The sequence below is a fragment of the Micromonospora sp. WMMA1949 genome (genome assembly GCF_027460145.1).
Classification (GTDB): domain Bacteria; phylum Actinomycetota; class Actinomycetes; order Mycobacteriales; family Micromonosporaceae; genus Micromonospora.
This window is the reverse complement of record NZ_JAPZBG010000001.1, coordinates 5,198,897-5,224,563: the sequence shown is the minus strand read 5'-3', so window position 1 is coordinate 5,224,563 and position 25,667 is coordinate 5,198,897. Positions and strand designations below refer to the sequence as shown.

Sequence of the window (25,667 nt, the reverse complement as noted above, 5' to 3'; positions counted from 1 at the left end):
ACCGGGGCCCGGGGAGGTACGGCGGATCAGGCCAGGTCGAAGCGGTCCAGCTCCATGACCTTCGTCCAGGCGGCGACGAAGTCGCGGACGAACTTCTCCCGCGCGTCGTCGCTGGCGTAGACCTCGGCCAGCGCCCGCAGCTGCGAGTTGGAGCCGAAGATGAGGTCGACCGCGGTGGCGGTCCACTTCACCTGGTCGGTCGCCAGGTCCCGGATCTCGTACACGTGCTCCTCGGACTCCGCCGCCTTCCACCGGGTGCCCGGGGAGAGCAGGTTGACGAAGAAGTCGTTGGTGAGCACGCCGGGCCGGTCGGTGAGCACGCCGTGCGCGGCGCCGCCGACGTTGTTGCCGAGCGCGCGCAGGCCGCCGACCAGGACGGTCATCTCCGGCGCGGTCAGGTTCAGCATGTACGCGCGGTCGACGAGCAGCACCTCCGGCTGGGTCTTCTCGCCCGGCCGCAGGTAGTTGCGGAAACCGTCGGCGCGCGGCTCCATCACCCGGAACGACTCGACGTCGGTCTGCTCCTGCGTGGCGTCGGTACGACCCGGGTGGAACGGCACCGTCACCTCGACGCCGGCGTCCCGCGCCGCCTGCTCGACCGCGGCCGAGCCGGCCAGCACGATCAGGTCCGCGAGCGAGATCTGGGCGCCGCCGGCGGCGTTGAACTCCTGCTGGATGCCCTCGAGGGTGCTCAGCACGGTGGCGAGCTGCTCCGGCTGGTTGACCTCCCAGTTGCGCTGCGGCTCCAGCCGGATGCGCGCGCCGTTGGCGCCACCGCGCTTGTCGGTGGAGCGGTAGCTCGCGGCCGAGGCCCACGCGGTGGAGACCAGCTGGGCGGTGGTGAGGCCGGACTCCAGCACCTTCGCCTTGAGCGCGGCGACGTCGGCGTCGTTCACCAGCTCGTGCGCGACGGCCGGCACCGGGTCCTGCCAGAGCTGGGCCTCCGGCACCCACGGACCGAGGAAGCGGCTGACCGGGCCCATGTCACGGTGCAGCAGCTTGTACCAGGCCTTGGCGAACGCCAGGGCGAACTCGTCCGGGTTCTCCAGGAAGCGGCGGGAGATCTTCTCGTACGCCGGGTCGACGCGCAGCGACAGGTCGGTCGTGAGCATCGTGGGCTTGTGCTTCTTCGACGGGTCGTGGGCATCCGGGATGATCGCCTCGGCGTCCTTGGCGACCCACTGCTTGGCGCCACCGGGGCTGGTGGTCAGCTCCCACTCGTAGCCGAAGAGGATCTCGAAGAACCGGTTGCTCCACTGCGTCGGCTTGTCGGTCCAGGTCACCTCGAGACCGCTGGTGATCGTGTCGCCGCCCTTGCCCTCGCCATAGGTGCTCAGCCAGCCCAGGCCCTGCGCCTCCAGCGGCGCCGCCTCCGGCTCGGGGCCGACGTGCGCGTCGGCGGGGCCCGCGCCGTGGGTCTTGCCGAACGTGTGGCCGCCGGCGATCAGCGCGACGGTCTCCTCGTCGTTCATCGCCATCCGGCGGAACGTCTCACGGATGAAGTGCGCCGCCGCGAGCGGGTCGGCGTTGCCGCGCGGGCCCTCCGGGTTGACGTAGATCAGACCCATCTCGGTCGCGCCGACGCCGGCCACCATCTCCTTCTCAGAGGCGTAGCGCTCGTCGCCCAGCCAGGCGTCCTCGGGACCCCAGAAGATCTCCTCCGGCTCCCAGACGTCCTCCCGGCCGAAGCCGAAGCCGAAGGTCTTGAAGCCCATCGACTCCAGGGCCACGTTGCCGGCGAGCACCAGCAGGTCGGCCCAGGAGATCTTCTGGCCGTACTTCTGCTTGACCGGCCAGAGCAGGCGGCGGGCCTTGTCCAGGTTGGCGTTGTCCGGCCAGCTGTTCAGCGGGGCGAACCGCTGCCCGCCGTCACCGGCGCCACCGCGGCCGTCCTCGATGCGGTAGGTGCCCGCGGCGTGCCAGCTCATCCGGATCATCAGGCCGCCGTAGTGACCGAAGTCGGCCGGCCACCAGTCCTGCGAGGTGGTGAGCACCTCGGTGATGTCCCGCTTGAGCGCCTCGACGTCGAGCTTGGCGAACTCCTTGGCGTAGCTGAACTCCGGGCCCAGCGGGTTGCCCTTGTGCGAGTGGGCGTGCAGCACCGACAGATCGAGCTGGTTGGGCCACCAGTCGCGGTTGCTGCGCGGACGACCGCCGGTCTTCGGGGTCGGCGAGTCGATCGCCGGGTTCTCGCTCTCGCTGCCGTGCGCGGTCACGGAGTCGTGCGCGACCGGGCAGCCGGCCGCCTCCTTGGCGTCCACGCCCTGCGGGCTGACGGGCCGGTTGTCCTGGGTGTCGCTCATCTGTTTCCTTCCGAACTGGCGGATCGCTGGGCGGTACGGTCGGCCGCACAGCCGGGGCAGGTGCCCCAGTAGACGACCTCCGCCTCGTCCACCACGAAGCCGTGGTCGTCGGAGGCGGTGAGACAGGGGGCGCGGCCGACGGCGCACTCGACGTCGGCGATGGCGCCGCAGGAACGGCACACGACGTGGTGGTGGTTGTCTCCCACCCGCGACTCGTAGCGGGCCGTCGCGCCGGCCGGCTGGATGCGCCGGATCAGCCCGGCGTCGGTGAGTGCCCGGAGCACATCGTAAACCGCCTGGTGGGACACGGTGGGCTGCTCGGCGCGGACCAGGGCGATCACCGTGTCGGTGTCGACGTGCGGATGGTCGCGCAGCGCGGCCAGCACCGCCAGGCGGGGCCGGGTCACCCGCAACGAGACCGCCCGGAGCTGCGTCTCGAAGTCGGCCGTCATGCGACGACCTTAGTCCGGTCTTCTGGAATCAATCAAGTTTTCGCCCAGGTGTGTCGGCCGTCACATCATGACCGTCCGGGCACACGAAACGGGGGTGCCGCGCCAGGCGCGGCACCCCCTCCCCGGAAAAGGGCTCAGGCGGCGGAACAGGTCGCCGTCGGTGTGTTGCTGTTGCCGTTCTTGTAGAGCGTGATGCCGAAGTTGTTGCCGTTGCCGTTCGGACGTGCGGTGAGCGTGCCGCTGGTGCCGCTGACCGACGCGTTCCAGCTGTTCTGCAGGCTCTGCCCGCCCTGGGTCTGGATGCTGACCACCCAGTTGCTCGTGCCGCTGACCGAGAAGGTCACGTTGAACCGGTCGCCCCACTCCTCGGCCCGGCTGACGCTGACCGTGCAGCCACCGTTGTTCGGCGGCGGGGTGGTCGGGTTGCCACCGCTGGTGCCGCCGACCGTGATGTTGGAGTTGCCGCTGCTCTGGAAGCCCTCGGTGGCCATGATCTGGTAGTCGTGGGTGCCGAGGTTCATGCCGTAGCGCGACCAGGCGTCGAAGTGATTGCCGGAGGTGATGGTGCCGCCGACGCGCTTCTGCTGGCGGACGCTCCAGTACTGGTAGAACGTCCGGGTGCCCTCGATCGAGGGGGCGTTGACGCGCTGGGTGCGGTAGACGTCGTACGTGCCGCCGTCGGTGGTCACCGAGCCCATGTAGCCGCTGCCCGGCGGGCGCCAGCTGCCCCAGCTGTCGACGATGTAGTACTCGACGAGCGGGTTGCGCGTCCAGCCGTAGAGCGTCAGGTACGCGTTGCCGGACGGGTTGAAGCTGCCGGAGTAGCTGACCGTCCGGCGTGAGCCCGGGTTCCAGCCCTTGCCGGCCACGAAGTTGTTGATGTTGCTCCACTGGGTGCTGTACTGACCACCGTTGCCCATGGTCATGGAGACGTTGCCACTGTCTTTCCAGAAGGAATAGAAGTAGCCGTTGTGCGTGCCGGTCGAGTTCGACGTGACGGTCTGGGCGTAAGCCGGAGCTGACGTGACCGCCGTCGCCCCGGCGGTGATCAGCGCCACGGCACAGGCGCCGCCGAGGACCATCCTGAGGCGTCCGCGCCTGCGGATGCCCGTGCGGACGGGGGCGTCTTTCATGGACGGGTTTCCTCCCTGTGACGGCTGGCGGGCGGCCAACCGGGTGGCGCGAGCCGCGGGTGCTCGCCCGCCCGCGGACGGCGGGACCGGGGCGACAGCCGCGCCACGGTGGTGGTCGGACATCGACGTCAATCGAGATGCGCCGATGGCCACAGTATTGGAGCCCCGGTTCATCCTGTCAACAAGTTCCGGAAATGTTGTGGTAACCGCAGCGGGGCCCTAAACGGGCGTTACGGCTGCCGGAAAGGGCCTCCGATCAGCGTGGACGGCTCGGCCACCGGTGCACTGTCGCCGACGGAGGCAACGAGATTCCGAAACTTTTCGGTCCCGTTCCGGATCAACACCGGCACCGCCGCTCCGCCCGCACGGGCGGTCCCGGCCGGACCGTCCACATTTGACTGCTCGCCGGTCGATCGGTTCAATGGCGGCCGGACCGGAGTCGGACCCGGCTCCGGCCGGGTGAACCGAGGACGTCGCGCACCCGTCCGGCGTACGTCATCACCGGAAGGACCGCCCTGTGACACCCGATGTCCCCGGCCCGGACACCCGCCCGCGCCGGATCCCGCGCGGAGTCGTCGCCGCCGGTGCCGCCGGACTGGCGGCGCTCAGCCTGGTGGTCGCCGCCCTCAGCGGGAGCGTCGCCACCGCCCGCGACGGTGAGTCGGCCGGCCGGACCGTCTCCGCCGAGCAGCTCGCCGCCATCCGGACCGCGGCCCGGTCGTGCCCCACGCTGACCCCGGCGCGGCTGGCCGGGCAGCTGATGACCGAGTCGGGTCTGGACGGACGGGCCGAGCGGACCGCGTCCGGCGGCCGGGGCCTGGCCGGACTGGACGACGAGCGATGGCGGACCTGGGCGCCGTGGCCGGACGCGCCGCGCACGGACGCCGCCGCCAACATCCTCGCGCTGGCCCACCACATGTGCGACCTGGCCGGGCAACTGCGCACGGCGGAAGTCCCCGGCGACCCGTGGCGGCTGTCGCTCGCTGCCTTCCACACCGGATTCGACGAGGTCCGCGGCGCCGCAGGGGTGCCCTCGGCGGCGGTCCCGTACGTCGACGAGGTGAACCGGTACGCCGCCTACTACGGGCGGCAGGACGGCTTCACCGACGCCGTCGCGGCCGGTGCCGAGGGCGAGCGCCGGCAGCCCAAGGCGGTCCCCGCCGCGTACGTCCGCCTGGTGGTACGGGCCGGCTCGGTGTGCCCGCAGGTGCCGCCGGCCGCGGTGGCCGCGCAGCTGATGACCCTGTCCGGCTTCGACCCGAACCTGCTCGGCGACGGTGGTCGCAAGGGCATCGCCCAGTTCCGGCCGGAGCTGTGGCGTGCGTACGGCCCGTCCGGCGCCTCGCCGTGGGAGCCGCAGGCGGCCGTACCGGCGACCGGGGCCGCGCTCTGCGCGCTGCGACGGGAACTGGCCGCGCTCGACGGCGACCCGGATCTGCTGGCGCTGGCGGCGTACCGCAACGGGACCGACGCCGTGCGCCACACCGGCGGCGACTTCGACGCCGGCACGCAGGCGTTCCTGCGCACGGTCCGGGAGTTCACCGACTTCTACGCCCTCGACGGCCGGTTGCGCGGCACGCCGGCGAGTTCCGGCTCGCCCCCGGCCACCACGCGCTCGCCGAAGCCGACGGCCTCGTCGGCCGCGCGGCCGTCCACGCCGCCACTGGCGTCCGGCGAGCCGGACCGGTCGGAGAAGCCGTCCGCACCGGTCCGTCCGGCCGGCGCGAAGCAACTCGTCGGCAAGGAGACCGGTCTGTGCGCGAGCGGCGGCAGCGGGGACGGCGTACGCGTCGTGCTGCGGACCTGCCGGGAGGAGCGTTCCCAGTGGTGGACGTTCGCGTCCGACGGCAGCGTCCGGGTCGACGGCGGCCTCTGCCTGGACGTGGCCTGGGGCGAGAAGCGCGACGGCGTGCCGGTGCAGACCGCGTGGTGCAGCGGCAACCCGGCGCAGAAGTGGGAGTGGATCGAGAGCCAGGGCCGGCGGTCGCTGTTCAACCGGGCGACCGACCGCTGCCTGGACGTCGACGGGCACGCGGCGGGTGCTCCGCTGAACGCCTGGACCTGTGTGTTCAACGTGAAGCAGACCTGGTCGCTGCGCTGACCGCGCGACCAGGCCCGCCGGCCGGACGGATCAGGGGTTCGAGCCCAGGGCCAGCCCGAACACCCCGCAGCAGGCCAGGCCGAAGACGGCCAGCACGATCAGCATGATGCTGTAGTTGGACCACAGGCCGAACCGGGTGACGTCGGTGCCGTACCCGTCGTAGACCCGGTTGCGCCACCCGCCGAAGCGGAACGCGAGGTGGTGCGCGGCGCCCGGCTGCACCGCGAGCGCCGTGGTGACGATCGGGACACCCAGGAAGTCGGTGTACCGGACGTCGTGCGTGCCGGCCGGCACCGCGACGTGCCACGTCCCCTCGCCGGGGATCGCGACCACCTGGCGGTCGATCTTGAAGCGGCTGGTCACCGGCACGGGAATCAGGTACGGCCCGCGGTTCACCGAGACGACGAGCACCCCGCAGCCCGGCGGCGGGGAGATCGGGTGCGGGTAGGCGATCAGCGGGCTGACGCCGCCCGGCATCGGCGGATACGGCTGCGAGGGGAGGTAGGACACGGCCAGATTCTGGCACGGCTCCGCCAACCGTCGATCTTCGCCGGTCAGCCCGCGGCGCCGCAGGCGGGTGCCGGCGTGACGGGCGCGGTTACGCTGCCGTCCATGCGGGACACCGTCCGGGTCTGGATCGTCGCCGCCGCGGTGCCGGCGGACGAGCTGGCCCGCTACCGGGCGGTGCTCGACGCGGACGAGCGGCGCCGGGCGGCACGGCTGGGCGCCGAGACGCTGCGGGACCGGTTCACCGTGGCACACGGCGCGCTGCGTCTGCTGGCCGGGCAGGCCACCGGCGCGTCACCGGCGGCGCTGGCCTGGCGGCCCGGCCGGTACGGCAAACCGGCGCTGACCGGCCCGTGGGCCGGCCTGCACACGAGCCTGTCCTACTCCGGCGATCTCGTGGCGGTCGCGTTGAGCGAGGACCGGCCGGTGGGGGTGGACATCCAGCACGTCGCGCCGGGCGGGGACCCGGTGGCCGCGTCCGTGCGTCTCTTCCATCCGCAGGAGGCACGGCACGTCGCCGCCGGGGCCGGCCACGCCGACCGGGCGCTGCGGTTCACCCGGCTGTGGGCCCGCAAGGAGGCCGCCGTCAAAGCGGCCGGGGGCCCGCTGTGGCCCAACCTCGGCATGCCGGTGCACCGGGGTGACACGGTCGAGTGCGTCCGGCCGGCCGGCCCGCACCGGCTCGCCGACCTGCCCGCGCCCGCCGGGGTCGCGCTGGCTGTCGCACTGGCCGGCACCGGGCCGTACACGGTCGAGCGCCGCTGCGCCGTCGGCGGGTGACGGTCGCGGTCAGCCCGCGGCGCCGCACCCGTCCTCGCCCACGCCGGCGAGCATGTCGGCGGTGGTGTGCGCCCGGATGCCGGGCGGCACCGGGTCGGCGAACCGCGCGACGACCGCCCGGACGTGCGTCTCGGCGGCCTCGGCCAGGCCGTCGTAGACGGCCGCGAACACGTCCCGGGCCGCCCGGCGCGGCCACCCGGCCGGGAGCAGTTCCAGCGGCAGCCGCGGGTCGAGCGTGGGGAACCGCCGGTACGTGTCCATCACCTCGGTACGGGCCCGCACGGCGGCGGCACCGTCGACCGAGCCGAGCCGCGACACCAGCGGGGTCCACCGGCGCAGGAACGCCTCGTAGTGCCCGCTGATCGCGTCGACGTCCCAGGCGTCGACGGGGGCGCGCTGGCCGATCGCGTCCAGCGCGTCCTGCCGCCCCCGGAACACCGTGACCGCGCCGAGGGCGAGCGGGGCGAGCCGGGCCCGCCCCGGCGCGGCGAGCTCGTACGGCGAGATCCACAGTCCGTCGTAGAGCGGCGCGAAGCCGAGCCAGCGCAACTGGCCGCGCAGCGCCCGGCGTTGCGCGCCGTGGTCCTGCGGCAGCGAGAAGGCCACGATGGTCCAGCACCCGTCCCACGTCTGGACGTCGGTCGTGGAGGCGATGATCCAGTTCCCGCCGGCGGACAGGTACTCGGCGGCGGCGCGGCTGAGCCGGTAGAAGCTGTTGCGGCCCTGCCGGCTGCCCTCCAGCACCCCACGGCGGGCCAGCCGGCTGATCGCGGTACGGGCTCCGGCGCTGGTCACCCCGGCCTCGCCGAGCAGGGCGACGATCGCCGCGGACGGCAGGGCGGATCGGGTACGCAGCGTGTAGTCGGCGAGCACGGTCACCGCGACGCTCTGCGGCGACGTGCCGGCCTGCCGTCGGGGCAGCCGCGCCGCGGGCCCCTCGTCCGGGTAGATCTCCTCGATGTCGAACGGGTTTGCCACACGCGCTCCGGGCTCGGCTCAGGGACGGTGCACCGACTGTAGACGAACGCCGCCGCAGCCCATCGGAGCGCATCGATTGACACTTCGGCGCCCGGCGGGAACACTATGTGCCACACGACGGAGCCAGGCCGGGCGAGACACGTCAGTGGGCGAGACGCGACACCGCGGCGGTCCGGGCCGCCGACGCGGCGCGCACCCGCCCGTCACCGCCCGCACAGGGCGATCGAAGGAGATTCCGTGAGAATCAGAGCCAAGATGGTGGTGGCCCTGGCCGCGTCGCTGGCGGCGGCCGGCCTGGTGATCCCCACCGTCCAACCCGCGTACGCGGCGTCGCTGACCGAGGTGACCAGCTTCGGCGACAACCCCGGCCGGATGCGCATGCACGTCTACGTGCCGGACGCCCGCCCGGCCCGGCCGGCCACAGTGGTGGCCATGCACGGCTGCGGCGGCTCCGGCCCCGGCTTCTACTCCGGCAGTGAGTTCGCCGGGCTGGCCGACCGGTACGGCTTCATCGTCATCTACCCCAGCGCCACCCAGCAGGCCGGCTTCGGCAACTGCTTCGACACCTGGTCCGACGCGGCCAAGCGGCGCGGCGGCGGCAGCGACCCGGTGTCGCTCATCTCGATGGTCCGCTACGTCCAGCAGCAGTACGGCGCCGACCCGGACCGGGTGTACGCCACCGGCAGTTCGTCCGGCGGCATGATGACCAACCACATGCTGGCGCTCTACCCGGACGTCTTCAAGGCCGGCGCGGCGTTCATGGGCGTTCCGTTCAACTGCTTCGCCGGCGCCGCCGACTATCCGCCCGGCTCCAGCCAGTGCACCGGCGGGAACATGAACCGCACCCCGCAGCAGTGGGGTGACGCGGTCCGCCAGGCGTACCCCGGTTACACCGGGCCCCGGCCCCGGGTGCAGTTGTGGCACGGCACCAACGACACGCTGGTGCCGTACTCGCTGCTCCAGGAGACGATCGAGCAGTGGACGAACGTGTTCGGCCTGAGCCAGACGCCCACGTCCACCGACACGCCGCAGTCCGGCTGGAACCGGCGCCGCTACGCCGACACCTCCGGCACTGTCCAGGTCGAGGCGTACAGCATCCAGGGCGCCGGGCACAGCCTGCCGTCCGCCGGCATGGCCGCGGCCGCCGTGGCCTTCTTCGGCCTCACCACCACGCCGGGACCGACCACTCCCCCGCCCGGCCCCACCACGCCCCCGCCGGGACCGACCACTCCCCCGCCCGGCCCGACCACGCCGCCGCCGGGACCGACCACCCCGCCGCCCGGCACCGGCGCCTGCTCGGTGCGCATCGAGCTGAACGCCTGGAACAACGGCCTGACCGAGAACATCACCATCAGCAACACCGGCACCGCCGCGGTGAACGGCTGGTCGCTGGCGTTCACGCTGCCCGGCGGCCAGACCATCACCTCCGGCTGGAACGCCTCGTACTCCCCCTCCTCGGGCCAGGTGACGGCGCGTAACGTCTCCTACAACGCGGCCATCCCGGCCGGCGGCTCGACCACCATCGGCTTCCAGGCCACGCACACCGGCAACACCGCCCGGCCCAGCGCGTTCAGCCTCAACGGCGCGTCCTGCACGCTCGCCTGACCGGCACCCCACACTCCGGCGTTCCTTCCCACGGCGCCGGAGACGGCCCCGCGATCCTCGAGGTCGCGGGGCCGTTTCGCGCGTACGCCACGCCGGCCTCCGGATAACGTTGAACCGAATGGTTCAGTGTCGTACGGTGAACCACGTGGTTCAGCAACAGACGCTCGACCGGGTGTTCGCCAGCCTGGCCGACCCGACACGACGCGCCATCCTGATCCGCCTCGGCACCGGCCCGGCCACCCTCAGCGAGCTCACCGAGCCCACCGGGATGAGCCTCACCGGCATGCGCAAGCACGTCCGCGCGCTGGAGGACGCGGGTCTCGTGGTGACGCGCAAGGTCGGCCGGTCCCGGCAGTGCCGGCTCAGCGAGGCCCCGCTGGACTCGGCCATGGCCTGGATCGCCTTCTACCAACGGCTCTGGGCGCGCCGCCTCGACGGGCTCGACGCCTACCTCACACTCACCACGGAGGACCGCGACCATGACACTCGACCTGCGCGTGACACGACACCTCCCGGGCACACCTGAGCAGGTTTTCGACGCCTACACCGACGCCGGGAAGCAGAAAATCTGGTTCGGCATCCTCGACGAGGAGCCCGGCATCGTGGAGATCGACGTCGACCTGCGGGTCGGCGGGACGCAGACCGCGGTCTGGGGTCCCTCGCCCGACGCGCTGTTCCGGGAGACGCAGACGTTCCTGGAGATCGACCGGCCGCACCGGCTGGTCACCGAGTCGATCGGCAGCGGTCCGGACGGCACCACCATGACCACGCGCATCGAGGTGACGTTCGAGGCGCGCGACGGCGGCACGCTGATGACCGTGGTGCAGAGCGGCTTCCCGGCCCCGCAACTGCGCGACTTCTTCGCCGGCGAGGTCTGGGTGGGGGCGTTCGCCCGCATCGAGGCGTACCTGATCCGAGAGCAGACGGAGGAGATCTCCCGTGGCTGACCTGTCCCGTACCGCCGTCGTCGCGCTCGCCACCGCCGTCGCGGTGGTCGTCAACCTCATCGTGTACGCGATCGGCCGCGCGGCCGGCGGCAGCTTCCTGTTCACCGCCGACGACCGGCGGGTCGAGGTCGACGCGGTGACCGTCGCGGGCTTCAGCGCGCTGCCGCTGGCGCTCGGGCTCACCGCCGTCGCCGTGCTGGCGCCCCGATTCGCGTGGGCGGTCCGGGCGGCGCTGATCATCGGCCCGGCGCTCGCGGTCCTCACGATCGCCACCATGACGCTGCCCGCCGACCTCGACACCACCAGCACGATCACGCTGGCGGTCTGTCACCTCACACTCGCCCCGATCATCGTGGTCGCGGTGACCGCCCTCGGCCGGCGCGCACGCCGCGCCGCCGCGGGCCCGGTCGCCGCCTGACGCCGGCGCGGCAGGCCGCGCATCACCGGCCCCGTCACGGAATGCGACCGGGTAGACAACCACCACCATCTTACCGACACCGCGTTGTTAACATGGCGACATGGTGTCGACAAGTTTGAGAGGTGGCGGCTGATGTTCCTGGCCATTCGCGAGCTGGGGTTCGCGCGGCTGCGATTCGCCCTGATGGGGGCCGTGATCGCACTGATCTCGGTGCTGATGGTGATGCTGTCCGGCCTGTCCGTCGGGCTGGTCCGTGACGGCGTCTCCGGCCTGCAGAACCTGCCGGTCACCTCGTTCGCGTTCGCGCACGGCGTGCAGCACGACTCGGCGTTCTCGCGCAGCGTGGTGGACGCCTCGGCGGTGGACACCTGGCGCGACCAGCCGGGCGTGGCGGAGGCGACCCCGTTCGGCAACACGCTCATCAACGGGCGTACCGACGGTGGCACCGAGGTCGACCTGGCGCTGTTCGGCGTCGAGACCGACTCGTTCCTGTCGCCCGCCGCCAGCGAGGGCGACCGGCTCGGTCCGGCCGACGGGATCGTGGTGAGCCCCACCGCGATCGACGCGGGCCTGCGCGTCGGCGACACCGTGACGGTGGACCGGCTGGGTACGCGGCTGCGCGTCGTCGGCGTCACCGAGCAGCAGGACACCTTCGGCCACGTCGACGTGGCGTACGTGCCGCTGGCCACGTGGCAGGCGATCAAGTCCGGCACCCCGGCCGGCGCGCAGGTGCCGGCCCAGGCGGCTCAGGAGATCACCGCCGTCGCGGTCCGCGCGGCCGACGGCGACTCGGTGGACCTCGCCGCGGGCGACAAGGCTGCGGGCACCGAGAGCATGACGCTCGAGGAGTCCTACGGCGCCTCGCCGGGCTACACCGCCGAGACGACCACGCTCCAGCTGATCCAGGGCTTCCTCTACGCGATCTCGGCGCTGGTGGCCGGCGCGTTCTTCGCGGTCTGGGCGATCCAGCGCAAGCAGGAGGTCGCGGTGCTGCGGGCGCTCGGCGCCTCGACCCGGTGGGTGCTGCGTGACGCCCTCACCCAGGCGCTGATCCTGCTGGCCGTCGCCATCGCCGTCGGCATGGGGATCGGCCTGGGCCTCGGCGCGCTGATCTCCGGCGGCAACGTTCCGTTCGCGCTGCACCCGCAGAGCATCGCCGCCGCCGCGGCCGGACTGCTCGTGCTCGGCCTGGTCGGCGCGGCAGCCGCCGTCGTCCGCCTCACGTCCATCGACCCGGCGACCGCCCTGGGAGGCAACCGATGAGCAGCCGGACCACCCCGTCCCCCTCGGCACCGGGCACCGCCCGGGACGACCTCGGCCTGGTCATGCGCGGCGTGCACCTGCGGCACGGCGACGGCGCGGAGACGGTGCACGCGCTGGACGCGGTTGACCTGACCGTCGCCCGGGGCGAACTGGCCGCGATCGTCGGGCCGTCCGGCGCGGGCAAGTCCAGCCTGCTGGCGGTCGCCGGCGGGCTGGCCCGCCCCGACGAGGGCACCGTCACCGTGGCCGGGCACGACATGACCGTGTCCAGCCGCCGGACGCGCACCGAGCTGCGCCGCCGGCACGTGGGATTCGTGTTCCAGTCGGGCAACCTGCTGCCCGCGCTGACCGCCGCCGACCAGCTGCGCCTGCCGCTGCGGCTGGGCGGGCGGCGGGAACGGTCCGGGCGCGACCCGCTGGAGATGCTCGCGCACGTCGGCCTGTCCGGTAAGGCCGACCGGCGTCCGCACCAGCTCTCCGGCGGCGAACGCCAGCGCGTCGGCATCGCCCGGGCGCTGATGACCGAGCCGTCGGTCCTGCTGGTGGACGAGCCGACCGCGGCGCTGGACCGGGCCCGCAGCCACGACATCGTCCAGCTGCTCGCCCAGGAGGCGCGGGAGCGCTCGGTGGCCGTCGTGATGGTCACTCACGATCACGACGTCCTGCAATACTGTGACACCATCTACGAGATGATCGACGGCAAGCTCGCCACCAGCAGCTGACCGACGACCAGGGAGCGACGCGGACCGGACACGGACGGCGGGAGACACGGGGAGGTCGCGGTGCCGAAGATCCAAGCCTCGACCGTCGCGGAACACCGGGCCGCACAGCGGGCGGCGTTGCTCGACGCCGCCCGCGCCCTGCTCTCCGAGCATCCGGAGCAGATCCCGAGCCTGGCCGACGTGGCCCGGCACGCCGGGCTGGCCCGGTCCAGCGCGTACTCGTACTTCAAGTCCCGCACCGACATGTTCGACGTGCTGGTCGCCGACACCTTCCCCCGGTGGTCGGCCTTCGTCGAGGAGCAGATGGCCGAGGCCCGCACGCCGGGCGCGCGGATCCTGGCGTACGTCGAGGCCAACCTGCAACTGGTTGCCCGGGGCGACCACGCGCTGGCCCGGGCGCTGGCGTCGGCCGGCAACAGCGAGGTGCTGGCGACGTCCAGCCGGCTGCTGCACGACAGCCTCGAGGCGCCGTTGCGCGCCGCGCTGACCGAACACGGGGCGAGCGACCCGGACCGGATGGCGGAGCTCGTCCAGTCGGTCGTCTACGCGCTCAGCCGGATGATCGAGAACGGTCTCGACCTTCCGGCCGCCACCGGGCTCGCCCGCGAGTTGCTCACGCCGTACCTGCGCCCGCACACCGGCTGACCACGCGCGACCGGGACGCCCGACGGCGTCCCGTCCACCACCACATCCGCAGACCGAACGACGGCCCGGGTCGTCGCCGGCGCCGCACCTCACGTGCGCAACCCGGCGGCGGCCCGGGCCGCCGCGCACCCGGCGCGGTGTCGCCGCCCGAGAGGACGCACCGCCGCCGCCCGGGACGGCCACCGGCACGGTCCGGCGGGCCGTCCGAATGATGGGCAGGAACCGCCGACAGTCGATCGGCGGCCGACACCGTCGTCCGATCAGGAGCATCCGAACGATCGACCGCGCCATCGACGGTCATCATCGGTCAGCGTTCCGCCTAGTGGAACAGCAGCTCAGAGGCGGTTCGGCGGCCTAAATTACTGACCAGTAACCCGTTGACGGCATGTTGAACTCGGCCCTACCGTTCCACTCAATCGAACGGCGTACGGTTCATCCGAACGCCCTCGGCCTCGCCGAGTGCGGCCCGAAACAGGAAGTCCGAGCATGCCCGACGACAAGCTCCTCGCCCTTCTCTCCCCCACCCGGCTCGGTCGTCTCACATTGCGGAACCGGGTCTTCGTCCCCGGCCACACCACCAACTTCGGACTGAACAATGTGCCCACCCGCCGCCACGTCGCCTACCACGCGGAGCGGGCGCGCGGCGGAGCCGGCCTGATCATCACCGAGGCGATCCGCGTGCACCCCACCAGCGCGGGCCGCAGCATCAGCCTCGGCAGCTTCGACGACTCGTCGATCCCGGCGTACGCGGCGGTGACCGAGGCCGTGCACGAGCACGGCGCCCGCATGTTCGCCCAGATCATGCACGCCGGGCGGCAGGCCAACGGCGACGCGACCCGCACCGCCGCCTGGTCCTCGTCGCCGGTGCCGTGGGCGGCCGGCTCGCACGTCCCGCACGCGATGGGACGCCGGGACATCGCGACAGTCGTCGCCGCGTTCGCCGCCGCCGGGCGGCGGATGCGCGAGGCCGGCTTCGACGGCCTCGAGGTGCACGCCGGCCACGGCCACCTGCTCCAGCAGTTCCTCTCACCGCACACGAACACCCGCGACGACGCGTACGGCGGCAGCCTCGACAACCGGATGCGCCTGACCCGCGAGGTGCTGACGGCGGTGCTGGCCGCCGCCCCCGACCTGCCCGTCGGGCTGCGGGTCAGCGCCGACGAGTTCCTGCCCGGCGGGCTCGACCCGGCCGCGGTGCTGGAGATCGTCGGAAAGCTGCGCGCCGAGTTCCCCCTCGCCTACGTGCACGTCAGCCACTCCGCCTACCACGGCAGCTGGTCGCTGGCGACGCAGATGGCGGACATGAGCTTCGGCCACGCCCCGTTCCGGCACCACGCGGCGCTGTTCAAGCAGGAGTTCCCGGACCTGCCGGTGCTCGCCGTGTGCCGGCTGGACAGCCTGCCGGAGGCGGCCGAACTCGTCGCCGCGGGCGAGGCCGACCTGGTCGGCCTGGCCCGCCCGCACATCGCCGACCCGCACCTGGTCCGCAAGGCCGAGCAGGGCCGCCAGCACGAGGTGCGCGCCTGCCTGGCCTGCAACCAGGGCTGCATCGGGCGGCTGGAGACCAGCCTGCCGATCTCCTGCGTGGTGAACCCGGAGGTCGGCGCGGAGCAGGAGTGGGCCGACGCCTGGCCGGAACTGCCCGGGCCGTCCGGCGCACGGAACGTCCTGGTCGTCGGCGGCGGACCGGCCGGCCTCGAGGCCGCCCTCTCCGCGCACCGGGCCGGGCACCGGGTGACCGTCGTGGAGGCACGGGACCACCTCGGCGGACAGGTGGAGGTGGCCGCGCGCGTACCCGGACGGGAGCGGCTCGGGCTGCTCACCCGCGACCTGGCCCGCGACGTCGAGGCCGCCGGCATCCCGGTCCGGCTCGGCCGGCGCGCCGGCGTCGACGACGTGCTGGCCGGTGGCTACCAGGACGTCGTCCTCGCCACCGGCTCCCGGCCCGCCCGCCGGGAACTGCCCGGCGGCCCGCCGGTGATCGACATCTGGCAGGCCGTCGACAACCTGGCCGACCCCGGCTACCGGCCCGCCGGTGCCGTCGTCGTGCTGGACGACGAGGGCACCTGGTCGGCGGCGTCGGTCGCGGAGGCGCTAGCCCGCCGGGGCGCCCGCGTCCACGTCGTGTCCCCCACCGCCACGGTCAGCGCCAAGATCACCACGTACTCGCGGCTGGCGCTGCTCAAGCGCTTCGCGGACCTGGGGATCGCGGTCCACCCGATGCGGACCGCCCGCGCCGCGGGCGCCACGACGGTGGCCCTCGGCGGCCCGCTCGCCGGCGGCGACACGATCGTCGAGGACGTCACCACAGTCGTCGACGGCGGTTCGGCGCAGGCCGCGGACGAGTTGTACCGGCAGCTCGACGCGCTGCCCGACGGCCCCCGCATCCACGTCGTCGGCGACGCGAACGCCCCCCGCACCGCCTTCGAGGCCGTCTACGAGGGACGGATGGCCGGCGCGTTCCTCGGCGCCTACGACACCGCGTCCGCCCAGCGCGTGCGGTACGCCCACTGACCCGTCCACCCCGGTCGCGGTGCACCGCGGACCGGACCTCCCCCACCTGTAGAGGAGACAAGCATGCTGGACATCGAGGAGCGCCTCACCCTGGATGAGCGTTCCGCCGTGGACTTCGTCCTCGGCCTGCGCAAGCGATGGGCGGACACCGTCTACCCGGCGCTGCGCGACGAGTACGGCGCCACCGGGGCGTCGGCCACGACGATCGCCGACGCCGGTCAGGTGCTGCGTGGTCTTCCGCTCTACCCGTGGTTCAGCCACCTGGAGCGGGTGCAGCAGAAGATGCTGTGGAAGGTCGCCGGCGACGCGGTGCTCAGCCGCCGCGAGGAGCTGACCGACCAGCTCACCTCGCTGCCCGAGCAGCCGAAGGGCTCGCTGGAGCTGAACCCCGACCTGGAACTGCCCGACTGGTACACCGACTACGACATCCACATCCAGCCCGGCAGCTTCTTCTCCGACGACATGTCGGCCTACGTGTACGAGTTCGGCGCGCGCATCGTCATGCTGCGCGACAACGACGGCTACAAGTTCCACACGCTGTTCGCCCAGACCGCGCTGCCCGAGCTGCCCGCGGCGACCCGGATCGTCGACATCGGGTGCGGTTTCGGCAAGAGCACCCGCCCGCTGCCGGCCAAGTACCCGACCGCGCAGGTGATCGGCGTGGACCTGGCCGCACCCGGTCTGCGCCTGGCCCACGCCGAGGCCGAGGCGACCGGACTCGCGATCGACTACCGGCAGGCCGACGGCCGGGCCACCGGCATCGAGTCGGACAGCTGCGACGTGGTCACCGGCACGATGGTGCTGCACGAGATGCCGGCCGCCGCGATCCGGGAAACGATCGTGGAGGCCGCGCGCCTGCTCAAGCCGGGCGGCTCGCTGCGCTTCCTCGAGTTCATGCTGACCGGCGACCCGCTGCGCGACGCCACCGTCTACGAGCACGCCGAGCGCAACAACGAGCCGTTCTTCCACGACCTGTTCGGCTCGGACCTGATCGAGGTCTGCGCCGAGGCCGGTCTGACCGACGTGTCGTGGACCCCGTTCGACGAGCGCCGCAACGGCGTCCAGCCGCAGGGCTGGGGCGACCGTCCCGAGTGGCACTTCCCCTGGGCCGTACTGGCCGCGACCAAGCCGGAGGCGTGATGAGCACCGAGTTCGACTACTTCGGAGACCCCAAGGTCGGCAAGCTGCTCGACCTGGTGCTGCAGCTCTCCACCGAGCTGCACGTGACCCGCCAGCGCGTACGCGTCGTCGAGGCGCTGCTGACGCGCTCCGGCGCGCTCACCGCGGGCGCCGTCGACGAGTTCGTCTCCACCGAGGAGGAGCAGCAGGTCCTCGACCGGGAGCGGGACGCGCTGCTGGCCCGCCTGATGCGCATCCTCACCGAGCACGGCCCCGCGGAGCACCCGCTGCGGGACCAGTGGGAGGCGGCCCTGAGCGAGAAGACCGGCTGATGGGCACACCGGACGCGCCCGGTCTGATCGACAGGTACCTGCAACTGTGCGAGGACCGCGAGCTGGACGAAGCAGGACGCTTTCTCGCCGCGCAGGCCCGGTTGGTCTTCCCGGGCGGCCGGGAGTACTCCTCGCTGCGGGAGATGGCGGCCGCGTCCACCGGTACCTACCGGTGGGTGCGCAAGCACCGGGACCGCTACCTGGTGGGTGACACCGACGGGCGGGTCACGGTGACCTCGCTCGGGCGGCTGTACGGGGAATGGCTCGACGGCACTCCGTTCGAGGACATCCGCTACGCGGATGTGTTCGTGCTCGACGGCGAACTGATCGTCGAGCAGCACGTCTACAACGATCTGGCCCTGGTCGCGTCGCTGCGCGACGCCTGATTGGCCCTGGTCGCGCAACAGCGCGACAGCTGATTCCCCCGCCTCCGCCGTCACGGCGGCGGAGGCGGTCTCCCCCGACTCACGACGAGGTGTGTACATATGAAACGAAAGTGGGCTCTGCTCCCGGCGGCGCTGGCCGCCACGCTGGTCCTGGCCGCGTGCGGCGGCGGCTCCGACGACGAGGCCAGCGGCGAGGGCAAGGAGGCGAAGCTGACCATGGCCATCGCCTCCGCCGTGATCGGCCCGAAGGAGGAGGTGGCCGTCTACGCGGTCGCCAAGGAACTCGGCTACTTCGCCGAGGAGAAGCTGACCGTCGAGACGATCAACGCCGACGGCTCGGTCGCCGCCCTCCAGGCGGTCGCGTCCGGCAGCGGTGACATCACCCCCGCCGACGCCGGCTCGGCGCTCGGCGCGGTGGAGAAGAACGTGCCGATCAAGGCCGTCGGCGGCCTGGTGCAGAACTGGCCGTGGGTGATGGCGGTCAAGCCGGACTCCCCGATCACCGGCGGCGCGGACCTGCGCGGCAAGAAGATCGGCGTGATCAGCCTGGCCTCCGGCTCGGCCCCGTACGCCCGCGCCTACGTCAAGGCCGCCGGTCTCGACCCGGCCAAGGACGTCGAGCTGCTGCCGGTGGGCGTCGGCGCGCAGGCCGCCGCCGCGCTCAACGACGGCAAGGTCGACATGCTGGCGCTCTACACCCAGGCGTACGCGGTCATCGAGAACGCCGGCACCGAGCTGAAGTACCTGACCAACCCGGACGTGTTCAGCGGCATCCGGTCGCTGACCTTCAGCGTCGGCGCCCGTGACTTCGACGCCAAGAAGGACTCGTACGAGCGGTTCCTGCGCGCGGCGTACAAGGCGATGCTCTTCTCGGCCAAGAACCCCGAGGCCGCCATGAAGATCGGCTACAAGGTCTTCCCGCAGATCCTCGCCGGCAAGTCCGCCGACGAGCGCCTCAAGGCCGACACCGAGAGCCTCGCCGCCTGGCTGAAGACGGCCACCCCGGCCAGCGGCGACCCGGAGCAGTTCGGCGACTGGGGCGCGATCAGCGACGAGGAGTGGGCGAAGACCCAGGCGTACACCAAGGAGGCCGGGCAGATCACCGGTGACGTCGACCTGAAGAAGCTCTGGGACCCGAGCCTGCTCTCCGGCGCGAACAACTTCGACAAGGCCGCGGTGCTGAGCAAGGCCGCGAACTACACCGCCTAGGCAGCGGACAGCGGAAGGGATTTCGATGGCCATCAAGGCGACGGCCCGCCGGGCGCAGACGCAGGCTCCGGCATCGGTGTCGGAAGACTCCTGGATCGAGATCGACGGGCTGGACAAGGAGTACCGGCCCCGTAAGTCGGCACCGACCCAGGCGCTGAGCGACATCAACCTGACGGTACGTCGCGGCGAGTTCATCTCGGTCGTGGGACCGTCCGGGTGCGGCAAGACCACTTTGCTGAAGATCCTCGCCGGGCTCAGCCCGAAGTCCGGCGGCGCGGTACGGATCGCCGGGCGGGACGTGACGAAGCCCCTTCCCGAGGTCGGGATGGTGTTCCAGGCACCGACGCTGCTGCCGTGGCGCACCATCTTCGACAACGTGATGGTGCCGGCGGAGATCCAGCGACTGGATCCCCGCCGGCACCGGGAACGCGCCCAGCAACTGCTCGACATGGTCGGTCTCAACGGCTTCGAGCAGAAGTATCCGCATGAGCTCAGCGGCGGCATGCAGCAGCGGGCCGGCATCTGCCGGGCCCTGGTGCACGACCCGGCGGTTCTGCTGATGGACGAGCCGTTCGGCGCGCTCGACGCGATGACCCGCGAGTACATGAACGTGGAGCTGCTGCGCATCTGGCAGGAGAGCAACCAGACGATCGTGCTGGTCACGCACTCCATCCCGGAGGCGGTCTTCCTCTCCGACCGGGTGGTCGTGCTCAGCCCCCGGCCGGGCCGCATCGCGGAGGTCCTGGACATCGACCTGGAGCGGCCACGTGACCTCGGCGTCATGTCGTCCGACCGGGCCGGGGTCTACGTGGAGCGGATCCGCCGACACTTCAACGCCGCCGGCGTTATCGACTGACGAGGGACAGCCATGGCAACAAGCAACCTGGTCCGCGAGCCGGCCCAGCCACCGGCGCCGTCCGCCCGGCCCGCCAAGCCCGCCCGGCGCAAGTTCGACCTCCGCGAGAAGCCCCAGCTCTGGCTGGTCCCGACGGTCTTCGTCGTGGTCGTCCTGGCCTGGGAGTACGGCGTCCAGCTCATCGGCGTCGACGAGTACGTCCTGCCGCTGCCGTCGAGCGTGGTCGAGTCGCTGTGGCAGCAGCTCGGCGACGACCAGTTCTGGGGCCACTTCTGGGTGACCACCCAGGAGGCGCTGCTCGGGTTCGTGATCGGTGTCGGGGCCGCGCTGGTCCTCGGCACGTTCATCTCCCAGATCAAGATCGTGGAAGCCACCCTGATGCCGTACATCGTGGCCTTCCAGACCGTGCCGAAGGTCGCCTTGGCCCCGCTGTTCGTGGTCTGGTTCGGCTTCGGCCTGACCAGCAAGGTGGTCATGGCCGCGGTGATCTCGTTCTTCCCGATGCTCGTCAACGTCATCGAGGGCCTGCGGGCGGCCGACGCCGACAAGATCCAGATGCTGACCGTGTTCGGCGCGAGCAAGACCCAGATCTTCCGGATGGTCCGGCTGCCCAGCGCGCTGCCGTTCATCTTCGCCGGCCTGGACATCGGCATCGTCTTCGCCATCCTCGGCGCGGTCGTCGGCGAGTTCATCGGCGCCAAGGAGGGCCTGGGCTACCTGCTGCTGCAGACCAACTACAACTTCGACATCGCCGGCATGTTCGCCGTCCTGGTGGTGCTGTCGGTGATGGGTCTGGTGGCGCACTTCGTGATCCGGCTGCTGCAGAAGCGGCTGGCCTTCTGGGCCGAGGACACGAAGGTGATCGGCGCGTGACGACAGCTGACGGGACCGTCGTCACGCGTGCGGAGCACCGGCCGGGCGTGGTTCACGCCCGCCCGGCCGGTGGCCGGACGGGAAAGGCAGGACACGAGACATGAACACCGATCCGAACCGGTTCGACGGGCGGGTGGCAGTGGTCACCGGTGCGGCCCGCGGCATCGGCGCCCGCATCGCCGCGACCCTGGCGCAGCGCGGCGCGACGGTGGCCCAGGCCGACCTGCTCGACGACTGGACCGAGGCCGAGCTGACCGGCGGCCCGCACACCCGGCACCGGGTCGACGTCCGGTCGGCCGCCTCCTGCGCCGGCCTGGTGGCCGAGGTCCTGGACGCCCACGGCCGGCTGGACCTGCTGGTGAACAACGCCGGGATCGTCCGGCGCGGACCGGCGGCGACGATGTCCGAGGAGGACTTCACCACCGTCCTGGACGTCAACCTGACCGGCACCTTCCGGATGTGCCAGGCCGCGTACCCGGCGCTGCGGCAGGCCGGCGGCGCGGTGGTGAACATCGGCTCCACGAACGGGCACATCGCGGTGCTGAACACGCTCGGGTACTGCGTCAGCAAGGCCGGCGTGATGCACATGGCGCGCGTGCTGGCGCTGGAGTGGGCGCCGGACCGGATCCGGGTCAACGCCGTCGGACCCACGATCGTGCCCACCGACATGACCGCCGACGTACGCGGCGACGACGCGTACCTGGCCGACAAGATGGCCTCGATCCCGCTGGGCCGGATGGCGCTGCCGCAGGACGTCGCGAACGCGGTCGCCTACCTGCTCAGTGACGCCGCCGCCATGACCACCGGGCAGACGATCTTCGTCGACGGCGGCGTCACCATCCACTGAACTTCCCCCTCTCCGACCCCTTCTGTGAGGACCACCATGCCCAAACCGGATACCGCGGCCGCTCTGGCGGCCGTCGACAAGCACTTCGACGAGTTCGTCGAGGAGCTCCAGCAGCTGTGCCGCATCCGCAGCCGCCGCCAGGAGCCGGAGCAGATGGAGGCCACCGCCGAGTTCATCGCCGGGTCGGTCCGCCGCTGGGGCGGCGAAGCCGAGATCATCCCGTGGGAGCAGTCGTACCCGTACGTGCTGGCCGAGGTGCCGGGCGAGGGTGACAAGGCGCTGCTGCACTTCACCCACTACGACGTGGAGGTCGAGCCGGCCGGTGACGACGCCGACTGGATCAGCCCGCCGTACGCGGCGGAGATCCACGACGGCCGGCTGTACGCCCGGGGCGTGGCCGACGACAAGGGCGTCGTCATGTCCCGCATCCACGCGGCGGCGGCCTGGAAGCTGGCCGGGCTGACCCCGCCGGTGACGAACCGGATCATCTTCGAGGGCAAGAAGTGGCTGCACAGCCCGGGTCTGGGCTCGTTCGTGCAGGCGCACGCCGACCGGCTCGCCAGCGACGCGGCGCTGTGGGAGAACTCCTGGCTCGACGGCGAGGACCGGCTGCTGCTCAAGCTCGCCGAGAAGGGCGTGCTCTACCTGCGCCTCACCGCGCAGACCCTGCCGCGCGACCTGACCAGCCAGAACACCGCGCTGCTGCCGGCCGCCACGGCCCGGCTGGCCGCCGCCCTGGCGCAGCTGCAGCAGCCCGACGGCACCGTGACGATCCCCGGTTTCGCCGACGACGCCCGGCCGCCGACGGACGAGGAGCGGGCGCTGCTGGAGAAGGTCGCGTTCGACGGGGACTTCCTGCGCAAGCGGGCGCAGGTCGACCGCTTCACCGGTGACCTGGACGACCAGGCCGCCGCGGTCGCCATCCGTACCGTGCCGACGCTCACCGTCGCGGGCTTCGCCGGCGGCGACATGCGCGACGACGTGACGCTCGGCATCCCGTCGACCGCCTCGGCCAAGCTGGAGATCCGGCTGGTGCCCGGACAGGACCCGGACCGGGTGCTCGGCTGCATCCGCGACCACCTGGCCGCGACCGGCTTCGGTGACCTGCGCATCGAGGTGATGGCGACCAGCCGGCCCAACCTCACCGACCACCGCGACCCGTTCGTCGCGCTGGTCGCCGACGCGGCCCGCCGGGTGTACGGGACCGAGCCGGTCATCGAGCCGTACACGCAGTGGATCGGCAACCAGGGCGTGATCGCCGACCGGCCGATCGTCGGCGTCGGCGTGTCCCGCGCCGACTCCGGTGTGGACGGCCCGAACGAGAACATCCGGCTGGACGACTACAAGGCCGGCATCAAGCACGTCATCGAGGTCATGGCGGCCCTGGCGGTGACGGAGTGACCCGGGCCCGCGGCGTGGCCCGCCGCGCCTACGTCGACGTACCGTGGGGCCAGGTGCATTACCGGCACGGCGGCGACGCCGACGCCCCGGTGCTGCTGATGCTGCACCAGTCCCCGCTCTCCTCGGCCACCTACGACGCGGTGATCGAGCCGCTGGCCCGCCGCGGCCTGCGGGTGATCGCCCCGGACACGCCGGGGTTCGGCATGTCCGACGCGCCGCCGCGCCCGTGGTCCATCCCGGAGTACGCGGCCGGGGTGTGGCAGTTCGCCGACGCCCTCGGGCTGTCCCGGGTGCACCTGCTCGGGCAGCACACCGGCGCGATCGTCGGCGCCCAGGCGCTGATGTCGGCGCCGCAGCGGGTGCACCGGCTGATCCTGCAGGGCATCCCGCTCTACGACGAGCAGGAGCGGGCGGAGAAGAAGCGGTCGTACGCGCCCGGCTACTCCCCGGACCGCGACGGCGGGCACCTGAAGGTCATCTGGGACCGGGTGTACGGCCTGTACCCGCGCCTGACCCCGGAGGAGGCGGACCGCCAGGTCACCGAGTACCTGCTGACCGGTCCGGACTACGCCACCGCGTACCGGGCGGTGTTCGACCACCACGTGGACACCGCCGCCCTGGACGCGCTGCCCATCGTGCTGCTGCACGGCGCCGACGACCTGCTGGACCGGATGACGCCGCAGGTGCGGGCCGCGCTGCCCGGCGCCGAGCTGGTCACCATCCCCGGCGGCACCGACTTCGTGGCCGACGAGCAGCCGGAGGCGTTCGCCGACGCGGTCGCCGCGCAGGTGCACGCCGACCTGGGACGGGAGGTGGCGGCGTGAGCGCCGGCACCCCGGTCACCGAGGCGAAGGTCGTACCGGCGAACACGCTCTACACCGCCGCCGTCGAGGTCTCCGGCGGCCGGGGCGGCAGCGCCCGGTCGCTGACCGGGTCGCTGCGGGTCGACCTGACCCGCCCCGCGCAGCGGGGTCCGGACGCGCCCGGCACCGACCCGGAGGAGCTGTTCGCGGCCGGCTACGCGGCCTGCTTCGACAGCGCGCTCGCCGTCGCCGCCCGGCAGGCCGGCGTCAAGCCCGGCCCGACGACGGTGACCGCCTCGGTCTCCCTCGGGCAGACCGAGGACGGCCGGTACGCGATCGCGGTGGTGCTGGACGTGTCCGCGCCGCAGTGCCCGCAGGCCGACCTGGAACGCGCGGTGGAGCTGGCCGACCAGATGTGTCCCTACTCGAACGCCCTGCGGGGCAACACCGCGGTGGCGATCCGGGTCGATGGCCACCGCTGACCTGACCGAGCCCGCAGCGGTCCGCCACCCGGCGGATCCGCCGCGGCCCGCCGGCCCGATGGCCCTGGCCGTCGGGCTCGGCGCGGTCTACCTGATCTGGGGCTCGACCTACCTGGGCAATCGGGTGGCCCTGGACAGCATCCCGCCGCTGGTCGCCACCTCGGCCCGGTTCCTGGCCGCGGCGCTGCTGCTGTTCGCGGTGGCGGCGCTGCGCCGGGGACCGGCCGGGCTGCTGCTGCCCCGGCGGCAGTGGGGCGGGGTGGGCGCCAGCGGGCTGCTGATGGTCGGTGCCGGCAGCGCGCTGCTCGCCCTGGGCCAGCAGTACGTGCCGACCGGGCTGACGTCGCTGGTGGTGGCCGGCATGCCGCTGTGGGTGCTGGTGCTGCGGCTGGCGGTCGGCCCACGGCCGTCGGCACTCGCGGCGGTGGGCGTACTGGGCGGTGTGGCCGGGCTGGCGCTGCTGTTCTCGGTGCCGACGAAGGGATGGCACCTCGGCGGGATGCTGCTGCTGGTGGTCTCCACGATGGTCTGGGCGCTGGGCTCGACGCTGTCGCAGCGGCTGCACATGCCGGCCGATCACCTGGTCGGCACCGGCTGGCAGATGCTCGTCGGCGGCGTCGCGGTGGCGGTGGCGAGCGTGGTCAGCGGTGAGCTGGGACGGTTCGACCCGGCCGGCGTGACCGGCCGGTCCTGGCTGGCGTGGACCTACCTGATGCTGGTGTGCACGGTGGTCGGCTTCAGCGTCTACACGTGGCTGCTGCGCAACGCGCCGATCCAGCTCGCGTCCACCTACGCGTACGTCAACCCGGTGGTGGCGGTCCTGCTCGGCATGATGGTGCTGGATGAATCGTTGTCCGGACGACAGGTGCTCGCCGGTGCCGTGGTGCTCGCCTCGGTGGCGCTCGTCATCGCGCGGGAGCGACCCCGGCAGGCCGGCGGCCTGCCACCCGGGAAGACCCCCGTCGCGCCCGCCTGACGCCCGGCGACCCCG

26 protein-coding genes are annotated in these 25,667 nt (G+C 72.4%); 21 read left to right on the top strand and 5 right to left on the bottom strand.

The window, feature by feature from the left end:
• Positions 1 to 26: 26 nt before the first annotated feature.
• From katG to O7607_RS24380, 3 genes are all read right to left on the bottom strand, one after another.
• On the bottom strand, positions 27 to 2,303 hold the full coding sequence (gene katG / locus O7607_RS24390) for a catalase/peroxidase HPI (protein WP_269705526.1): 2,277 nt from the start codon (positions 2,301 to 2,303) through the stop codon (positions 27 to 29).
• Positions 2,300 to 2,755: a Fur family transcriptional regulator gene (locus O7607_RS24385; RefSeq protein WP_269705525.1), complete on the bottom strand. Its 456-nt coding sequence runs from the start codon at positions 2,753 to 2,755 to the stop codon at positions 2,300 to 2,302. The genes katG and O7607_RS24385 overlap by 4 nt, the downstream gene beginning before the upstream one ends.
• 134 nt (positions 2,756 to 2,889) lie before the next feature.
• Positions 2,890 to 3,888: a glycoside hydrolase family 11 protein gene (locus O7607_RS24380; protein WP_269705524.1), complete on the bottom strand. Its 999-nt coding sequence runs from the start codon at positions 3,886 to 3,888 to the stop codon at positions 2,890 to 2,892.
• Between the two features lie 517 nt (positions 3,889 to 4,405).
• Between O7607_RS24380 and O7607_RS24375 the strand changes: the two genes are divergently transcribed.
• On the top strand, positions 4,406 to 5,989 hold the full coding sequence (locus tag O7607_RS24375; protein WP_269705523.1) for a ricin-type beta-trefoil lectin domain protein: 1,584 nt from the start codon (positions 4,406 to 4,408) through the stop codon (positions 5,987 to 5,989).
• Between the two features lie 30 nt (positions 5,990 to 6,019).
• Here the strand turns inward: O7607_RS24375 and O7607_RS24370 are convergent, their stop codons facing one another.
• Positions 6,020 to 6,499 (bottom strand): hypothetical protein, encoded by a 480-nt coding sequence (locus O7607_RS24370; protein ID WP_269705522.1) that lies wholly within the window; start codon positions 6,497 to 6,499, stop codon positions 6,020 to 6,022.
• A gap of 102 nt (positions 6,500 to 6,601) precedes the next feature.
• On the opposite strand from O7607_RS24370, the gene O7607_RS24365 reads away from it, so the two are divergent.
• Entirely contained in the window at positions 6,602 to 7,276 is a 675-nt protein-coding gene (locus tag O7607_RS24365; RefSeq protein ID WP_269705521.1) for a 4'-phosphopantetheinyl transferase family protein, read from the top strand.
• Positions 7,277 to 7,285: 9 nt separating this feature from the next.
• Here O7607_RS24365 and O7607_RS24360 read toward each other — a convergent pair whose 3' ends face one another.
• Positions 7,286 to 8,254 (bottom strand): PaaX family transcriptional regulator, encoded by a 969-nt coding sequence (locus tag O7607_RS24360; protein WP_269705520.1) that lies wholly within the window; start codon positions 8,252 to 8,254, stop codon positions 7,286 to 7,288.
• Between the two features lie 237 nt (positions 8,255 to 8,491).
• On the opposite strand from O7607_RS24360, the gene O7607_RS24355 reads away from it, so the two are divergent.
• The 19 genes from O7607_RS24355 to O7607_RS24265 all read left to right on the top strand — a co-directional run bounded on the left by O7607_RS24355 (position 8,492) and on the right by O7607_RS24265 (position 25,652).
• Positions 8,492 to 9,859, top strand: coding sequence for an extracellular catalytic domain type 1 short-chain-length polyhydroxyalkanoate depolymerase (locus O7607_RS24355; RefSeq protein WP_269705519.1), 1,368 nt, complete (start codon positions 8,492 to 8,494; stop codon positions 9,857 to 9,859).
• A gap of 145 nt (positions 9,860 to 10,004) precedes the next feature.
• Positions 10,005 to 10,385, top strand: coding sequence for an ArsR/SmtB family transcription factor (locus O7607_RS24350; protein ID WP_269705518.1), 381 nt, complete (start codon positions 10,005 to 10,007; stop codon positions 10,383 to 10,385).
• On the top strand, positions 10,339 to 10,806 hold the full coding sequence (locus tag O7607_RS24345) for an SRPBCC family protein (RefSeq protein ID WP_269705517.1): 468 nt from the start codon (positions 10,339 to 10,341) through the stop codon (positions 10,804 to 10,806). Before O7607_RS24350 ends, O7607_RS24345 begins: the two co-directional genes overlap by 47 nt.
• A complete protein-coding gene (locus tag O7607_RS24340; protein WP_269705516.1) occupies positions 10,799 to 11,224 on the top strand; it encodes a DUF6069 family protein in 426 nt (141 codons plus the stop codon). The genes O7607_RS24345 and O7607_RS24340 overlap by 8 nt, the downstream gene beginning before the upstream one ends.
• A 132-nt stretch (positions 11,225 to 11,356) precedes the next feature.
• Entirely contained in the window at positions 11,357 to 12,487 is a 1,131-nt protein-coding gene (locus O7607_RS24335) for an ABC transporter permease (protein ID WP_269705515.1), read from the top strand.
• Positions 12,484 to 13,209 (top strand): ABC transporter ATP-binding protein, encoded by a 726-nt coding sequence (locus O7607_RS24330; RefSeq protein WP_269705514.1) that lies wholly within the window; start codon positions 12,484 to 12,486, stop codon positions 13,207 to 13,209. Before O7607_RS24335 ends, O7607_RS24330 begins: the two co-directional genes overlap by 4 nt.
• Before the next feature lie 60 nt (positions 13,210 to 13,269).
• The gene (locus O7607_RS24325) at positions 13,270 to 13,854 is read left to right on the top strand and encodes a TetR/AcrR family transcriptional regulator (RefSeq protein ID WP_269705513.1); all 585 of its coding nucleotides are present in this window, start codon (positions 13,270 to 13,272) and stop codon (positions 13,852 to 13,854) included.
• A gap of 486 nt (positions 13,855 to 14,340) precedes the next feature.
• Positions 14,341 to 16,368 (top strand): oxidoreductase, encoded by a 2,028-nt coding sequence (locus tag O7607_RS24320; protein ID WP_269705512.1) that lies wholly within the window; start codon positions 14,341 to 14,343, stop codon positions 16,366 to 16,368.
• Positions 16,369 to 16,431: 63 nt separating this feature from the next.
• Positions 16,432 to 17,508 carry a class I SAM-dependent methyltransferase gene (locus tag O7607_RS24315; protein WP_269705511.1) on the top strand — a complete coding sequence of 359 codons (1,077 nt, stop codon included), beginning with the start codon at positions 16,432 to 16,434 and terminating at the stop codon, positions 17,506 to 17,508.
• Positions 17,508 to 17,819 (top strand): hypothetical protein, encoded by a 312-nt coding sequence (locus tag O7607_RS24310; RefSeq protein ID WP_091417013.1) that lies wholly within the window; start codon positions 17,508 to 17,510, stop codon positions 17,817 to 17,819. Before O7607_RS24315 ends, O7607_RS24310 begins: the two co-directional genes overlap by 1 nt.
• Positions 17,819 to 18,205 (top strand): hypothetical protein, encoded by a 387-nt coding sequence (locus O7607_RS24305; RefSeq protein ID WP_269705510.1) that lies wholly within the window; start codon positions 17,819 to 17,821, stop codon positions 18,203 to 18,205. Before O7607_RS24310 ends, O7607_RS24305 begins: the two co-directional genes overlap by 1 nt.
• A gap of 99 nt (positions 18,206 to 18,304) precedes the next feature.
• Positions 18,305 to 19,414, top strand: coding sequence for an ABC transporter substrate-binding protein (locus O7607_RS24300; protein ID WP_269705508.1), 1,110 nt, complete (start codon positions 18,305 to 18,307; stop codon positions 19,412 to 19,414).
• A gap of 76 nt (positions 19,415 to 19,490) precedes the next feature.
• Entirely contained in the window at positions 19,491 to 20,270 is a 780-nt protein-coding gene (locus O7607_RS24295) for an ABC transporter ATP-binding protein (RefSeq protein WP_269705507.1), read from the top strand.
• A 12-nt stretch (positions 20,271 to 20,282) separates the two neighbouring features.
• Entirely contained in the window at positions 20,283 to 21,143 is an 861-nt protein-coding gene (locus O7607_RS24290) for an ABC transporter permease (RefSeq protein WP_013286892.1), read from the top strand.
• Between the two features lie 100 nt (positions 21,144 to 21,243).
• Positions 21,244 to 21,990: an SDR family NAD(P)-dependent oxidoreductase gene (locus tag O7607_RS24285; RefSeq protein WP_269705506.1), complete on the top strand. Its 747-nt coding sequence runs from the start codon at positions 21,244 to 21,246 to the stop codon at positions 21,988 to 21,990.
• Positions 21,991 to 22,026: 36 nt separating this feature from the next.
• The gene (locus O7607_RS24280) at positions 22,027 to 23,391 is read left to right on the top strand and encodes a M20/M25/M40 family metallo-hydrolase (protein ID WP_269705505.1); all 1,365 of its coding nucleotides are present in this window, start codon (positions 22,027 to 22,029) and stop codon (positions 23,389 to 23,391) included.
• The gene (locus tag O7607_RS24275; RefSeq protein ID WP_269705504.1) at positions 23,388 to 24,215 is read left to right on the top strand and encodes an alpha/beta fold hydrolase; all 828 of its coding nucleotides are present in this window, start codon (positions 23,388 to 23,390) and stop codon (positions 24,213 to 24,215) included. Before O7607_RS24280 ends, O7607_RS24275 begins: the two co-directional genes overlap by 4 nt.
• Positions 24,212 to 24,676, top strand: coding sequence for an Ohr family peroxiredoxin (locus O7607_RS24270; RefSeq protein ID WP_269705503.1), 465 nt, complete (start codon positions 24,212 to 24,214; stop codon positions 24,674 to 24,676). Before O7607_RS24275 ends, O7607_RS24270 begins: the two co-directional genes overlap by 4 nt.
• A complete protein-coding gene (locus tag O7607_RS24265) occupies positions 24,663 to 25,652 on the top strand; it encodes an EamA family transporter (RefSeq protein WP_269705502.1) in 990 nt (329 codons plus the stop codon). The genes O7607_RS24270 and O7607_RS24265 overlap by 14 nt, the downstream gene beginning before the upstream one ends.
• Positions 25,653 to 25,667: the final 15 nt, after the last annotated feature.

Coding starts and splice junctions, on each gene's coding strand:
- katG (WP_269705526.1), bottom strand. CDS start 2,303: ATGAGCGACACCCAGGACAACCGGCCCGTCAGCCCGCAGGGCGTGGAC.
- O7607_RS24385 (WP_269705525.1), bottom strand. CDS start 2,755: ATGACGGCCGACTTCGAGACGCAGCTCCGGGCGGTCTCGTTGCGGGTG.
- O7607_RS24380 (WP_269705524.1), bottom strand. CDS start 3,888: ATGAAAGACGCCCCCGTCCGCACGGGCATCCGCAGGCGCGGACGCCTC.
- O7607_RS24365 (WP_269705521.1), top strand. CDS start 6,602: ATGCGGGACACCGTCCGGGTCTGGATCGTCGCCGCCGCGGTGCCGGCG.
- O7607_RS24345 (WP_269705517.1), top strand. CDS start 10,339: ATGACACTCGACCTGCGCGTGACACGACACCTCCCGGGCACACCTGAG.
- O7607_RS24335 (WP_269705515.1), top strand. CDS start 11,357: ATGTTCCTGGCCATTCGCGAGCTGGGGTTCGCGCGGCTGCGATTCGCC.
- O7607_RS24330 (WP_269705514.1), top strand. CDS start 12,484: ATGAGCAGCCGGACCACCCCGTCCCCCTCGGCACCGGGCACCGCCCGG.
- O7607_RS24320 (WP_269705512.1), top strand. CDS start 14,341: ATGCCCGACGACAAGCTCCTCGCCCTTCTCTCCCCCACCCGGCTCGGT.
- O7607_RS24315 (WP_269705511.1), top strand. CDS start 16,432: ATGCTGGACATCGAGGAGCGCCTCACCCTGGATGAGCGTTCCGCCGTG.
- O7607_RS24310 (WP_091417013.1), top strand. CDS start 17,508: ATGAGCACCGAGTTCGACTACTTCGGAGACCCCAAGGTCGGCAAGCTG.
- O7607_RS24305 (WP_269705510.1), top strand. CDS start 17,819: ATGGGCACACCGGACGCGCCCGGTCTGATCGACAGGTACCTGCAACTG.
- O7607_RS24300 (WP_269705508.1), top strand. CDS start 18,305: ATGAAACGAAAGTGGGCTCTGCTCCCGGCGGCGCTGGCCGCCACGCTG.
- O7607_RS24290 (WP_013286892.1), top strand. CDS start 20,283: ATGGCAACAAGCAACCTGGTCCGCGAGCCGGCCCAGCCACCGGCGCCG.
- O7607_RS24285 (WP_269705506.1), top strand. CDS start 21,244: ATGAACACCGATCCGAACCGGTTCGACGGGCGGGTGGCAGTGGTCACC.
- O7607_RS24280 (WP_269705505.1), top strand. CDS start 22,027: ATGCCCAAACCGGATACCGCGGCCGCTCTGGCGGCCGTCGACAAGCAC.
- O7607_RS24265 (WP_269705502.1), top strand. CDS start 24,663: ATGGCCACCGCTGACCTGACCGAGCCCGCAGCGGTCCGCCACCCGGCG.